Origin of the sequence: Streptococcus oralis, assembly GCF_019929365.1 — a bacterium.
Classification (GTDB): Bacteria; Bacillota; Bacilli; order Lactobacillales; family Streptococcaceae; genus Streptococcus; species Streptococcus oralis_BT.
On the sequence record NZ_JAHZPH010000001.1, the window covers coordinates 1 to 15020 of the forward strand.

Annotated in this window: 12 protein-coding genes; all 12 read left to right on the forward strand. The window is 41.7% G+C overall.

The window, feature by feature from the left end; genetic code table 11:
• Positions 1–399, forward strand: a 399-nt coding sequence (locus K1I53_RS00005) for an SIALI-17 repeat-containing surface protein (RefSeq protein ID WP_223327456.1), incomplete at its 5' end; no start/stop codon positions are given.
• A gap of 125 nt (positions 400–524) precedes the next feature.
• The gene (locus tag K1I53_RS00010; protein ID WP_223327457.1) at positions 525–1376 is read left to right on the forward strand and encodes an NAD(P)H-hydrate dehydratase; all 852 of its coding nucleotides are present in this window, start codon (positions 525–527) and stop codon (positions 1374–1376) included.
• A gap of 199 nt (positions 1377–1575) precedes the next feature.
• On the forward strand, positions 1576–4065 hold the full coding sequence (locus K1I53_RS00015; RefSeq protein WP_440138136.1) for a bifunctional DnaQ family exonuclease/ATP-dependent helicase: 2490 nt from the start codon (positions 1576–1578) through the stop codon (positions 4063–4065).
• A gap of 5 nt (positions 4066–4070) precedes the next feature.
• Positions 4071–5294 (forward strand): FtsW/RodA/SpoVE family cell cycle protein, encoded by a 1224-nt coding sequence (locus tag K1I53_RS00020; protein ID WP_000830414.1) that lies wholly within the window; start codon positions 4071–4073, stop codon positions 5292–5294.
• A 10-nt stretch (positions 5295–5304) separates the two neighbouring features.
• The gene (locus K1I53_RS00025; RefSeq protein ID WP_001140922.1) at positions 5305–5859 is read left to right on the forward strand and encodes a DJ-1 family glyoxalase III; all 555 of its coding nucleotides are present in this window, start codon (positions 5305–5307) and stop codon (positions 5857–5859) included.
• Between the two features lie 83 nt (positions 5860–5942).
• The gene (locus tag K1I53_RS00030) at positions 5943–6506 is read left to right on the forward strand and encodes an HAD-IA family hydrolase (RefSeq protein ID WP_038806464.1); all 564 of its coding nucleotides are present in this window, start codon (positions 5943–5945) and stop codon (positions 6504–6506) included.
• Positions 6507–6520: 14 nt separating this feature from the next.
• Positions 6521–8467 (forward strand): DNA topoisomerase (ATP-hydrolyzing) subunit B, encoded by a 1947-nt coding sequence (gene gyrB, locus K1I53_RS00035; protein ID WP_125453977.1) that lies wholly within the window; start codon positions 6521–6523, stop codon positions 8465–8467.
• Positions 8468–8547: 80 nt separating this feature from the next.
• Positions 8548–10275 (forward strand): septation ring formation regulator EzrA, encoded by a 1728-nt coding sequence (gene ezrA / locus K1I53_RS00040; RefSeq protein WP_223327459.1) that lies wholly within the window; start codon positions 8548–8550, stop codon positions 10273–10275.
• A gap of 105 nt (positions 10276–10380) precedes the next feature.
• Positions 10381–11772, forward strand: coding sequence for a peptidoglycan-N-acetylglucosamine deacetylase PgdA (gene pgdA / locus K1I53_RS00045; protein WP_125453978.1), 1392 nt, complete (start codon positions 10381–10383; stop codon positions 11770–11772).
• A gap of 81 nt (positions 11773–11853) precedes the next feature.
• Complete coding sequence (locus tag K1I53_RS00050; RefSeq protein ID WP_125453979.1) at positions 11854–12696, forward strand: aldo/keto reductase; 843 nt, start codon at positions 11854–11856, stop codon at positions 12694–12696.
• Positions 12697–12965: 269 nt separating this feature from the next.
• Positions 12966–13337, forward strand: a complete 372-nt coding sequence (locus tag K1I53_RS00055) for a GFA family protein (RefSeq protein WP_084946277.1) — start codon at positions 12966–12968, stop codon at positions 13335–13337.
• Between the two features lie 558 nt (positions 13338–13895).
• Positions 13896–14813: a glycine--tRNA ligase subunit alpha gene (gene glyQ, locus K1I53_RS00060; protein WP_000038733.1), complete on the forward strand. Its 918-nt coding sequence runs from the start codon at positions 13896–13898 to the stop codon at positions 14811–14813.
• The last annotated feature ends 207 nt before the right edge of the window (positions 14814–15020 follow it).

Here is a 15020-nt window from a genome sequence, read left to right on the forward strand (position 1 = left end):
ACAGGTGGTGTGAATGCGGCTGAGGCAGCAGTACATGAAGTACCAGAGTACACAGGCCCACTTAGTACAGCAGGAGACCAATCCGCACCTACAGTAGAAAAACCAGAGTTCCAGGGCGGAGTCAACTCCGTTATGGCCTTGAAACATGAGCTCCCAGCTTACACAGGTCCCTTATCAACAGTAGGCGACCAGGCAGCACCGACAGTAGAGAAACCAGAGTTCAAGCTAAGTTCGTTAGAAAAAACTCAGACTTCAGGAGCACCAGTTCAAATTGCCAAAGAAGACAAGAGATTGCCAGAAACTGGTGAGAAACAGTCAGAAACAGCTATTTTCTTGGCAAGTGTTGGACTAGTTCTATCTGCTATCTTTGTCGCAAAAAGTAAAAAAGAAATTAATTGACTTTGAAAAAAGAGATATTTCGTAGAGGGGCTTTGTCCCCTCTTTTTCTATATGAAGGAAGAGATTTATGTTTAAGATGCAAGGTCAATAAACTTTATAGTATAATGAATAGAGAGGAAAAAACGATGAAAGTGATTGATCAAGCTTTATTAGAAAAAGTCATTGTTGAACGTTGTCGTCACAGTCATAAGGGAGATTACGGTCGTCTGCTCTTGCTGGGAGGGACCTATCCTTATGGAGGAGCTATCATCATGTCAGCCATTGCAGCTGTTAAAAGTGGGGCTGGTTTGGTGACTGTCGGGACGGATCAGGAGAATATCCCAGCTCTGCATAGCCATTTACCTGAAGCCATGACTTTTTCTCTAAAGGATAAAGGATTACTAAAGGAACAGATAGAGAAGGCAGAAGCTGTCTTGCTAGGTCCGGGTTTGCGAGAGGAAGCATTCGGAGAAGAACTCGTAAAACAGGTCTTTGACATCCTCAGAGAAGACCAGATTTTGATTGCAGATGGCGGTGCTTTGGGCATCTTAGCAAAAGGCCATTTGCCATTCCCATCTAGTCAGCTCATCCTAACTCCCCACCAAAAGGAATGGGAAAGACTGTCTGGTATAGTTCTTGACCATCAAAATACAGAGACGACTGCTAGGGCTCTTTCTGCTTTTCCTCAAGGGACGATTTTAGTTGAGAAAGGTCCAGCGACTCGTATCTGGCAAGCTGGTCAGTCTGAATATTATCAGTTACAGGTTGGAGGCCCCTATCAAGCAACTGGTGGAATGGGAGATACTCTGGCTGGAATGATTGCAGGATTTGCAGGCCAGTTTAAACAAGCTAGTCTCTACGATCGAGTGGTAGCAGCGACTCATCTGCATTCAGCTATAGCCCAAGAATTAGCTCAAGAACATTATGTGGTCTTACCGACGGAAATTAGCAAGGCTCTTCCGAAAACAATGAAAAAAATATCTCAAAAAGGCAGCTAATACCTTGGTTGTCTTTTTATGTTGATGTAGCTTTGTTGATAAGGTTTTCAAATACCTCAGAACCAGCAAGCAACTGCTGAACTTGCGAGAAATTCTAACTTTTAAGGTCTTGATTTTTAGTCAAACTCGCAAGGAAAGCGAGATTGTTATCAAAGTTGAGGGGTGTCAAATCATGCTTTTTTTGATATAATTTTTAATGATGAATGCAAGAAATGATCGGTATGTGGTCGTTGATTTAGAGGCGACCAGCACCGGAAGCAAGGCAAAAATTATTCAAGTAGGCATTGTGGTGATTGAGAATGGTGAAACCATCGATCAGTATGCGACTGATGTCAATCCCCATGAACCCTTGGATTCTCATATCAAAGAATTAACGGGTCTGACCGATCAACGTTTGGCTGCGGCACCAGAATTTTCTCAGGTGGCTGGAAAAATTTTTGAATTGGTTAAGGACGGTATTTTTGTTGCGCACAATGTACAGTTTGATGCTAACCTTCTTGCAGAATTCCTCTTTTTTGAAGGATATGAATTGCGTACACCGCGGGTGGATACAGTTGAGCTTGCCCAAGTTCTGTATCCTCAGTTTGAAAAGTATAACTTAGGTATCCTTTGTCAAGAGTTGGGCATTGAGCTGGAACATGCCCATACTGCCCTGTCAGATGCTCAGGCAACAGCTGAACTCTTGCTTTACATGCGTCAAAAACTTTTTGAGCTACCTAAAGGGCTTTTAGAAAGCTTATTAAACCTTGCAGACAACCTTCTCTATGAAAGTTATCTGGTGATTGAGGAGGTCTATCAGCAACAATCTCTCTTATCTTCGCCAGACTTGATAGAACTCCATGGACTTTTCCTGAGAAAGGAAAGTCAGGCATTAGTACCACGAAAGTTATCCAAAGATTTTGCAAAAAATATTTCTTTATTGGGGCTGGAGGAACGTCCACAGCAGCTGGAATTTGCGGAGAAGGTTGAGCAATTATTGGAAGAAGACCAGACTTCCTTTATCCAAGCTCAAACAGGACTGGGCAAGACTTATGGTTATCTCCTCCCAGCTTTGAACTTGGAGAGTCAAGCAGGGATTCTAGTGAGTGTTCCGACCAAAATTCTTCAAAATCAAATCATGCAAGAAGAAGGTCAGCGCTTAAAAGAGGTCTTCCATATGGAGATTCATAGTCTCAAGGGGCCTCAAAATTATTTAAAACTGGATGTCTTTCACAGAGTTCTCCATCGATCTGAGTCCAATCGCCTTTTCACACGCTTTAAAATGCAACTGCTCATCTGGCTAACGGAGACAGAGACTGGTGACTTGGACGAAATCGGGCAACTTTATCGCTACCAGCATTTTCTGCCAGAACTAGTCCACGATGGCAAGCTTTCAAAGAAAAGCTTATTTGCTACAGAGGATTTTTGGAAACGAGGGCAGGACAAGGCCAAGACAAGTCGTGTTCTCTTGACCAATCATGCTTATCTGGTTACTCGTTTGGAAGACAATCCCGAGTTTGTCGACAACCGTTTGGTGATATTGGATGAAGCTCAAAAAATGCTGCTAGCTCTTGAAAATCTAGCCCAGCAGGCTTATCGCCTTGAGGAACTTGTAATCCAAATTGAAAAGTCCTTGGAGACAGAGGAAGATTTGCTTCAGAAACGCTTGCTTGAGAGTATTGGCTTTGAATGTCGTTACTTGATGGAGCAGTATCAGTCAGGTCTGAAGAATGGGAAGTGGTTGGATTCTCTCGAACACTTGCGCCAACATTTTTCGGAGCTAGTTCTCCCAGAGTATAGAGAGATTGCAAACTTTTTCACGTCGGACCGTGAATTTTGGCTTGCTACAGCAGAGAAATCGAGCAAGGATGTGTTGATTTGTTCAAGCAAAAAAGGCCGCTTTATACTAGCAGACCTATTGCCAGAAGATTGCATGCTCCTAGGAGTATCGGCCACTCTTGAAATCAGCAATCGGATTTCCTTAGCAGATTTATTGGGATTTCCAGATGCTCCGCTTGTTAAGCTTGATGTAGCAAAGCAGGAGCAACAAGAAGTCTTTCTAGTCGATGATTTTCCTCTTGTGACAGAAGTTTCGCCTGTTGACTATGCTAGTGAAGTGGCTTCTGTTATCCGAAGGTTGCAAGCCTTTCAAGAACCCATACTGGTTTTGTTTACTTCAAAAGAAATGCTGCTGGCAGTTTCGGACCTGCTCGACCAACTGCATCTAGCTCAGTATAAAAATGGGGAACCAAGCCAACTGAAAAAACGTTTTGAAAAAGGTGAACGCCAAATCTTGCTTGGAACAGGTAGTTTCTGGGAAGGAGTTGACTTTTCAACCCATCCATTTGTAATCCAAGTGATTCCGAGATTGCCTTTCCAAAATCCCCAAGAACCTTTAACCAAAAAATTAAATCAGGAACTGCGCCAAGAAGGGAAAAATCCTTTCTATGATTATCAGTTGCCGATGGCTATCATTCGGCTAAAACAAGCCTTGGGCCGTACTGTCAGACGACCCGACCAAGGTTCGGTTGCTGTAATCTTAGACAGTCGTGTCGTCAGCAAGCGTTACGGCAAACAAATCGCTCAGGCCTTGTCAAAAGAAAGGGCTGTTCAGGTTCTTTCTAGAGGCCAGCTAGAGCCTGCTGTAGCTGATTTTCTCCAAACTCGTCGCAATAGAATGAAAGAAAAATCCAAGAAAGAGAAAAGGTAAAAAATATGAAACGTTCCTTCGACTCTCGAGTCGATTATAGCCTCCTCCTACCAGTGTTTTGTTTACTGGTGATTGGAGTGGTGGCCATTTATATAGCAGTTAGTCATGACTATCCAAATAATGTATTACCAATTCTAGGCCAGCAAATCGCTTGGATTGCCTTGGGTCTTGTCATTGGTTTTGTGGTCATGTTCTTCAATACCGAGTTTTTATGGAAGGTGACTCCCTATCTTTATGGCTTAGGCTTGGCCTTGATGGTTCTCCCTCTTGTTTTTTACAATCCGAGTTTGGTGGCTTCTACAGGTGCCAAGAACTGGGTATCGATTGGTGGAACGACACTTTTCCAGCCATCGGAGTTCATGAAGATTTCCTATATCTTGATGTTGGCTCGAGTCATCGTACAATTCACTCAAAAACACAAGGAATGGCGACGGACTATTCCCTTAGATTTCCTATTGATTGGTTGGATGATCGCCTTTACCATCCCAGTCTTGATCCTCTTAGCCCTACAAAGTGACTTGGGGACTGCCTTGGTCTTTGTAGCTATTTTTGCAGGCATGGTTCTTCTTTCAGGAGTTTCGTGGAAGATTATCATTCCTGTTTTTGCGACAGGAGTGACTGCAGTTGCAGGCTTCATGGCCATCTTTATAAGCAAGGATGGACGTGCCTTCTTGCATCAGATTGGAATGCCAACTTACCAGATCAACCGCATCTTGGCTTGGCTCAATCCCTTTGACTTTGCGCAAACAACGACTTACCAACAGGCGCAGGGACAAATTGCGATTGGAAGTGGTGGCTTGTTTGGACAAGGTTTTAATGTGTCCAATCTCCTCATTCCAGTACGTGAGAGTGATATGATTTTTACGGTGATTGCTGAAGATTTTGGCTTTATTGGTTCGGTCTTTGTCGTTGCCCTGTACTTACTTCTCATCTATCGAATGTTGAAGATTACGCTCAGGTCAAATAACCAGTTCTACACCTACATTTCGACTGGTTTTATCATGATGTTGCTCTTCCATATCTTTGAAAATATCGGTGCCGTAACAGGCTTACTTCCTTTGACAGGGATTCCTCTGCCTTTCATTTCTCAGGGGGGATCCGCAATTATCAGTAACCTCATCGGTGTCGGTCTCCTCTTGTCTATGAGTTACCAGACCAATCTAGCAGAAGAGAAAAGTGGAAAAGTTCCATTCAAACGAAAAAAAGTCGTCTTAAAACAAATCAAATAAGGAGGCCACTATGGCAAAAGTTGCAGTTATCTTAGCAAATGGCTTTGAAGAAATTGAAGCCTTGACAGTAGTTGATGTTTTGCGTCGAGCAAACATTTCCTGTGATATGGTAGGATTTGAAGAGCAGGTGACAGGATCACATGGCATTCAGGTAAAAGCCGACCGTATCTTTGATGGCGATTTGTCAGACTATGACTTGGTAGTTCTTCCAGGTGGCATGCCTGGATCGGCAAATCTACGAGATAATCAAGCCCTCATTTCACAGATTAAAGCGTTTTGCCAAGCAGGAAAGAAAATTGCTGCCATCTGTGCAGCTCCAATCGCCCTCCATCAAGCAGGTGTTTTGAAAGACAAGTGCTTCACCTGTTATGACGGTGTTCAGGAGAACATTACTGACGGAACTTATCAAAAGCAAACAGTGGTTGTAGATGGTAATCTAACAACTAGCCGAGGACCGTCAACTGCCCTTGCCTTTGCCTATGAATTGGTGGAGCAGTTGGGAGGAGATGCTGAAAGTTTACGAGTCGGCATGCTCTATCGGGATGTCTTTGAAAATCAACAGTAAAACGAGGGTTAAACACTCGTTTTTGCTTGGAAAAATCTAGGAAATCATCGCTTTTTTCATAAAAAAATGGTATAATGAAGGGTATGAAATATCACGACTACATATGGGATTTAGGCGGCACTCTATTGGATAATTATGAGACTTCTACAGCAGCCTTTGTAGAAACCTTAGCCCAATACGGAATAGAGCAAGAGCACGACCGTGTCTACGAAGCCTTGAAGGTTTCGACAGCTTTTGCTATCGAGAAGTTTGCCCCAGACATCGAGAATTTTTTAGAAAACTACAAAGAAAATGAAGCGCGTGAGCTAGAGTATCCAGTTTTGTTTGAAGGGATTCCAGAACTACTCAAAGACATTTCTGACAAGGGTGGCCGTCATTTCTTGGTTTCTCATCGAAATGACCAAGTTCTGGAGCTTCTTGCCAAGACGCAGATAGCTGACTACTTCACAGAAGTCGTGACTGCCAGTTCTGGTTTCAAACGAAAACCAGATCCTGAGTCTATGATTTATTTACGTGTTAAATATCATATTACATCCGGTTTGGTCATTGGTGACAGAAATATTGATGTAGAAGCAGGTAAAGCTGCTGGCTTAGATGCCTATCTTTTTAAAAACGTTGCAACATTGAGACAAGCAATAGACATGTAAGAAAAAGGAAAAAAATGACAGAAGAAATCAAAAATCAACAGGCACAGGATTACGATGCCAGTCAAATTCAAGTTTTGGAGGGGCTGGAAGCCGTTCGTATGCGTCCAGGTATGTATATTGGATCGACTTCAAAAGAAGGTCTTCACCATCTAGTATGGGAAATTGTTGATAACTCAATTGACGAAGCCCTGGCTGGATTTGCCAGTCATATCCAAGTCTTTATTGAGCCAGATAATTCCATCACTGTTGTGGATGATGGTCGTGGAATTCCTGTTGACATTCAGGAAAAGACAGGACGTCCCGCTGTTGAGACCGTCTTTACAGTCCTTCACGCTGGAGGAAAATTCGGCGGTGGCGGATACAAGGTCTCAGGTGGTCTCCATGGAGTAGGTTCCTCCGTAGTAAATGCCCTCTCAACGCAACTAGATGTTCATGTTCACAAAAACGGTAAGATTCATTACCAAGAATACCGTCGTGGTCATGTTGTTGCTGATCTTGAGGTGGTTGGAGATACAGATAAAACTGGAACAACAGTTCACTTCACACCAGATCCAGAGATTTTTACAGAAACAACGACCTTTGATTTTGACAAATTAAACAAACGTATTCAAGAACTAGCCTTTTTGAACCGAGGTCTTCGAATCTCAATCACAGATAAGCGTGAAGGTCTTGAACAAAGCAAACATTACCACTATGAGGGTGGGATTGCTAGCTACGTTGAGTATATCAACGAGAACAAGGATGTTATCTTTGATACGCCAATCTACACAGACGGTGAGATGGATGATATCACAGTTGAAGTAGCCATGCAGTACACAACTGGTTACCACGAAAACGTCATGAGTTTCGCCAATAACATTCACACCCATGAAGGTGGTACGCATGAGCAAGGTTTCCGTACAGCGCTGACACGTGTTATCAATGATTATGCCCGCAAAAATAAGCTACTAAAAGACAATGAAGACAACCTGACAGGGGAAGATGTCCGCGAAGGCTTGACTGCTGTTATCTCTGTGAAACATCCAAACCCGCAGTTTGAAGGACAAACCAAGACCAAACTGGGGAACAGTGAAGTAGTCAAGATTACCAATCGCCTCTTCAGCGATGCCTTTTCTGATTTTCTCATGGAAAATCCACAGATTGCTAAGCGCATCGTGGAAAAAGGGATTTTGGCTGCCAAGGCTCGTGTAGCTGCCAAGCGTGCGCGTGAAGTCACTCGCAAGAAATCTGGTTTGGAAATTTCCAATCTTCCAGGAAAACTAGCAGACTGTTCTTCGAACAACCCAGCTGAAACCGAACTCTTTATCGTTGAGGGAGACTCAGCTGGTGGGTCAGCTAAATCTGGTCGTAACCGTGAATTCCAAGCTATCCTTCCAATTCGTGGTAAGATCTTGAACGTTGAAAAAGCTAGCATGGATAAAATCCTTGCAAACGAAGAAATTCGGAGTCTCTTCACAGCCATGGGGACAGGATTTGGTGCAGAATTTGATGTCACTAAGGCTCGTTACCAAAAACTCGTTTTGATGACCGATGCCGATGTTGATGGAGCCCACATTCGAACCCTCTTGTTAACCTTGATTTACCGCTACATGAAACCAATCTTAGAGGCTGGTTATGTCTACATTGCCCAACCGCCAATCTATGGGGTTAAAGTTGGAAGTGAGATCAAAGAATACATTCAACCTGGTGCAGATCAAGAAATTAAACTCCAAGAAGCCTTAGCACGTCACAGTGAAGGGCGTTCAAAACCAACCATCCAACGTTATAAAGGTCTGGGAGAAATGGATGACCACCAATTGTGGGAAACAACCATGGATCCAGAACATCGCTTGATGGCGCGTGTTTCGGTAGATGATGCTGCCGAAGCAGATAAAATCTTTGATATGTTGATGGGTGACCGAGTTGAACCTCGCCGTGAATTTATCGAAGTAAATGCCGTTTACAGTACCCTTGACGTCTAAAAAATGTGGGAAATAGTTCCCATGACCTAAAAAATATGATATAATCAATACGATTGTTTCTAGTATAAAAGGAGTTTGATATGTCTAATGGACAACTAATTTATCTAATGGTTGCGATTGCAGTCATTTTGATTCTGGCTTATGTAGCGGCAATCTTCCTACGTAAGCGTAATGTAAGTAGATTGACGGCCCTCGAAGAAAGAAAAGAAGAACTCTACAACCTTCCTGTAAATGATGAGGTTGAAGCGGTTAAAAACATGCATTTGATTGGTCAAAGTCAGGTAACCTTCCGTGAATGGAATCAAAAATGGGTTGATTTATCCCTTAACTCATTTGCTGATATTGAAAATAACCTGTTTGAGGCTGAAGGCTATAATAATTCTTTTCGCTTTTTCAAAGCGACTCACCAAATCGATCAAATCGAAAGTCAAATTGATTTAATTGAAGAAGACATTGCGGCGATTCGCAATGCGCTTTCAGAGCTTGAAAAACAAGAGTCTAAGAATAGCGGACGTGTTCTGCATGCTTTGGACTTATTTGAAAATCTGCAACATACCGTAGCAGAAAATTCGGAACAGTATGGTAAAGCCCTTCCTGAAATTGAGAAACAATTGGAAAATATCCAGTTAGAGTTTTCTCAATTTGTAACCTTGAACTCTTCAGGTGACCCAGTTGAAGCTGCAGCAATTCTTGATTCAACTGAAAATCATATTCTCGCTTTGACACATATCGTTGATCGTGTTCCATCTCTCGTGAAGACTTTGTCAACAGAACTTCCAGAACAATTGGAAGATTTGGAGGAAGGCTACCGTAAACTCTTGGATGCTAATTATCACTTCACTGAAACGGACATCGAGTCACGCTTCCAACTTTTACATGAATCCTTGAAAAATAATCAAGAAAATATCCGTCAGTTGGAATTGGATAATGCAGAGTATGAAAATACACAAATCCAAGAAGAGATTAATGCGCTCTACGATATCTTCACGCGTGAAATAGCTGCCCAAAAGGTCGTTGAAAGTCTCCTTTCAACGCTGCCAACCTACCTCAATCACTTGAAAGAAAATAATCAGGTTTTGGTTCAAGACCTTGAACGCTTGAATAAAACTTATCTTCTCCCAGAAAGTGATGGGAACCATGTCCGCCGTCTTCAAGCTGAATTGTCAGGGCTTGATACAGCGATCACAGAGGCAACTGAAGATCAGACAGAACCTACTCAAGCCTACTCTGTTTTAGAGGAGCAGCTTAATTCACTTCAAAGTAATCTAAAAGACATTGAAGACGAACAAGTTTCTGTTAGTGAACGCCTAGCTCAAATCGAAAAAGACGACATCAATGCTCGTCAGAAAGCCAATGTCTATGTGAATCGCTTGCATACTATCAAACGCTACATGGAAAAGAGAAACTTACCGGGTATTCCTCAAAGTTTCTTGAAACTTTTCTTTACTGCAAGCCATAACACAGAAGATCTGATGGCAGAGTTAGAACAAGCACAAGTTAATATTGAATCAGTTAAACGAATTCTTGAAATTGCGACCCATGACATGGAGGCTCTTGAAACAGAAACCTACAATATTGTTCAATACGCGACCTTGACGGAGCAACTCTTGCAGTATTCAAACCGTTACCGTTCATTTGATGAGCGTATCCAGCAAGCTTTCAATGAAGCACTTGAAATTTTTGAAAAAGAATTTGACTACAAGGCATCATTTGAGAAGATTTCTCAGGCCTTGGAAGTTGCAGAACCAGGAGTCACAAATCGCTTTGTTTCTTCTTATGAAAAAACACGTGAAGCGATTCGCTTCTAATACCTGAAAAGCTTAGATCATCTAGGCTTTTTATTATTTCTTTCAAAAATAGAAGAATATCGATTTATCATTGAAATTATAGTTCTGATTTGATATGATGGAGGTATGAAGAAAAATAGAGAGAAGCGTGTTTCCCACGATAAAAAGAGAAATGTATTACTGGTTTTAGTAGGTATTTTAAGTCTTGCTATGATCTGCCTAGGTGGTGTCATTGGTCACAAGGTTCTACAAAAGCAATCTTATGAACAAAAAATTGAAGCGCTAAAAAGTGAAAAAGATCAACAATTCAACGCAGGTAGTCAGAAAGACCATTTCCGAAAAGGTCAAGCCGAAGTGATTGTCTACTACCCTCTTCAAGGAGAAGAAGTCATTGCATCTGTTAGAGAAAAAATCAACCAGGATATTAAGGAAAAGCTGGAAGATAAAGAAGATTTGGTTTTTTATTATACGGAGCAGTTGGATCCTGTTTTAAAGGGAGTTGTGGCTCGTAATATTAGTAAGCAAGTTTACGATTTGTCTGCTTCAAAAGTGGAGGAAAAAGAAAAGACTTCTTTAGGAAAAGTTTTCTTGACTGAAGATGGGAAAATTTTTGATCTGAGTAAACTTTTCAAAGATGCAAGCAAGGCCAAGGAACTCTTGCTGAGTCAAATCAAATCAACTCTAGAAGATAAGAAACTTGACCAGACAAAAATGGATCAGGTTCTAAAAAACTTCACAGACCAAGAATTGACGTCTTGGAGCTTTGACTATAAAGATAGCCAACTCATCCTTTATCCAGCGAACTCAGGAGAGGCTCTGGAGGAAATTGCTTTACCAATATCCAGTTTCTTTGATGTTATTGAGTCATCCTATCTGCTTGAGAAAGATGCTGAACTTTACCAAGCTTACTTTGCTCAGAAAAATAAAAAAGTTGTAGCCTTGACTTTTGATGATGGTCCAAATCCATCTACAACTACTCAGGCTTTGGATACCTTGGCTAAGTATGGTGTAAAGGCAACCTTTTTTGTACTTGGTAAAAACATCTCGGGTAATGAAGAACTTCTGAAACGAATGAAATCGGAAGGCCATGTTGTAGGAAACCATAGCTGGGATCATCCCGTTCTTTCCAAATTGTCTCTGGAAGATGCTAAAAAACAAATCACGGATACAGAAGATTCCTTGACCAAAGTTTTAGGTTCGAGTTCTAAACTTATGCGACCTCCTTACGGAGCGATTACAGATGATATTCGTAATAGTCTGGATTTGAGTTTTATCATGTGGAATGTAGATAGTTTGGACTGGAAGAGCAAGAATGAAACTGCTATTTTAACAGAGATTCAGCATCAAGTTCGTAATGGATCGATTGTTCTTATGCATGATATTCATGGCGCTACAGTTAATGCTCTTCCAAAGATTATAGAATATCTGAAAGAGCAAGGTTATACATTTGTGACTATTCCGGAATTGCTCAATTCTCGCTTGAAAGCTCACGAGATCTATTACGATCGTGATCAATAATTGTTAAAATCTAAAGGGGCAAGTGTTCTGATAATCAGGATTTTGTTTCTTTAGATTTTCTTCACATAGAAAGGTAAAACGATGAAATCTTACACCCTTAATAATGGAATTTCAATTCCTGTTCTAGGATTTGGAACATGGAAAGCTGAAAATGGAGAGGTAGCCTACCAAGCCGTTTTAGAAGCATTAAAAGCTGGCTATCGACATATCGATACTGCGGCTATCTATCAAAATGAGGAGAGCGTTGGCTGTGCTATACGAGATAGCGGTATTCCACGCCAAGAAATCTTTGTAACGACCAAACTTTGGAATACCAATCACAGCTACGAAGAAGCTCGCCAAGCTTTTGAGGAATCAATGGAAAAACTGAGATTGGATTATCTAGACTTGTACCTTATCCATTGGCCAAATCCAAAACCATTAAGAAAAAACGACGAATGGAAAACTCGTAATGCTGAAGTCTGGAGAGCGATGGAGGATCTTTACAAAGAAGGCAAAATCCGTGCGATCGGAGTTAGTAATTTTCTCCCTCATCATTTGGATGCTTTGCTTGAGACAGCAAGAATCATCCCGGCAGTCAATCAGGTACGCTTAGCACCAGGAGTTTATCAAGAGGAAGTGGTTGACTACTGTAAAGAGAAAGGAATTCTCTTAGAGGCTTGGGGACCATTTGGGCAAGGAGAGTTGTTTGATAAGAAAGAAGTCCAAGAAATTGCTGCGAAGCATGGGAAATCAGTGGCTCAAATTGCCTTGGCTTGGAGTTTGGCAGAAGAGTTTTTACCGTTACCCAAGTCAGTAACAGCCTCTCGCATCCAGAGCAATCTTGACTGTTTTGGGATTGAACTCAGCAAAGAAGAGCGAGAGATCTTAAAGACGATTTCAGTGACTTCTGGCGCACCTCGTGTGGATGAGATGGATTTTTAGAAAGTAAGAAAAAGAATTGTAAATTTTCTCTCTTTCTGATATAATAATCAACAAGAAAGAAAGTCTTATGGCGTTCTTCAAGCGAGCTTGGGATAGTGGGAGCCAAGTAGGACAAGGTAAGAAACTGGCGCTTTCTGTCGTATTTTAAAAAACAATGAAGTAATAAATTAGGGTGGAACCGCGTTTCTGACGCCCCTAGTCGCAAGGCTTGGGTGTTGAAATTTGGTTCTTTTTGAATTTCGTCTAATACCTAAGTAGAAAGGAGCATAATGCTTAAAGGATCTTGTTTATGCAAAGCAGTGACCTATACTTTAGATGAGGAATTGTCGGAATTAGTTTTTTGTCATTGCTCATTCTGTCGGAAAGCAACTGCGTCTGCCTATACAGTTAATGCCAAAGTTAGCAGCAAAAATTTAGTATTGTATGGAGAAAAGAATTTAGTTACTTATAGTTCATCTCCAGGGAAACAACGCTATTACTGCCAGAACTGTCACAGTCAAATTTTCACTATTCAAGAAGATGTACCAGAAGTTTGTGCTTTGAAATTGGGTACAGTAGATGAATGCAATCAGAATTTACAAACTGTTCCCAAACGTCATATTTTTCAGGCCCCAGCTTTTTCTTGGTTGCTTGATAAATAAATTTAAAAAGATAATATCAACTAAAGGAGTAAAAAATGTCTAAGAAATTAACATTTCACTGCGTCAGTGGCAGAGACCTCCTTACAGTCGGGCTGCCCCACGTTCAGCACTAGGGTGCTGAGCTAGACGCAGTACTAACTCGTCTTGCCTCGTATAATCGACGAGGCAGACTCGTTCGCAAGAAATCATTTTTTATTAAGGAGTATTCAATGTCTAAGAAATTAACATTTCACTGCGTCAGTGGCAGAGACCTCCTTATAGTCGGGCTGCCCCACGCTCAGCACTAGAGTGCCTGAACTAGACGCAGTACTAACTCGTCTTGCCTCGTATGATCGACGAGGCAGACTAGTGTCGCAAGTAATTTATAAAAAAAGGAGTAAATAATGTCTAAAAAATTGACTTTCCACTGCGTCAGTAGCATAGACCTCCTTACAGTCGGACTGCCCCACGCTCAGCACTAGGGTGCTGAGCTAGACGCAGTACTAACTCGTCTTGCCTCGTATAATCGACGAGGCAAACTCGTGTCGCAAGAAAACATTTTTTATTAAGGAGTATTCAATGTCTAAGAAATTAACATTTCAAGAAATTATTTTGACTTTGCAACAATTTTGGAATGACCAAGGTTGTATGCTTATGCAGGCTTATGATAATGAAAAAGGTGCGGGAACGATGAGTCCTTACACCTTCCTTCGTGCTATCGGTCCTGAGCCATGGAATGCAGCGTATGTAGAGCCATCACGTCGTCCTGCTGACGGTCGTTACGGGGAAAACCCTAACCGTCTCTACCAACACCACCAATTCCAAGTGGTCATGAAGCCATCTCCATCAAATATCCAGGAACTTTACCTTGAGTCTTTGGAAAAATTAGGTATCAATCCATTGGAACATGATATCCGCTTCGTTGAAGATAACTGGGAAAATCCATCTACTGGTTCAGCTGGTCTTGGATGGGAAGTTTGGCTTGATGGGATGGAAATCACTCAGTTCACTTATTTCCAACAAGTAGGGGGATTGGCAACTGGCCCTGTGACTGCGGAAGTTACCTATGGTTTAGAACGCTTGGCTTCTTACATTCAAGAAGTTGATTCTGTCTATGATATCGAGTGGGCTGATGGTGTAAAATACGGAGAAATTTTTATCCAGCCTGAGTACGAGCATTCAAAATATTCGTTTGAAATTTCGGATCAAGAGATGTTGCTGGAAAACTTTGATAAGTTTGAAAAAGAAGCTGGTCGTGCCTTGGAAGAAGGTCTGGTTCACCCTGCCTATGACTATGTTCTCAAATGTTCACACACCTTTAATCTGCTTGACGCGCGTGGTGCCGTATCCGTAACGGAGCGCGCAGGCTATATCGCTCGTATCCGTAACCTGGCCCGTGTCGTAGCCAAAACCTTTGTCGCAGAACGCAAACGCCTAGGCTACCCACTTTTGGATGAAGCAACACGAGCTAAACTCTTAGCAGAAGACGCAGAATAAAGAGAGTGACAAATTACGAAAATGGGCGAACAGAGTGAGCCTTGAGCCAGTTGCCGTAGTGATGAAGGTATCCTTAGTGAAGCTAAGGATACTAGGCAAAATTGGAGACTTTCGGCTCCAATTTTAGCAATGAAACAACGAAGTTGGTTGCTTACGTGCCAATCACATAAGGCAAACTGGAAAATAAAAAGATACTTTTCGGAGAAA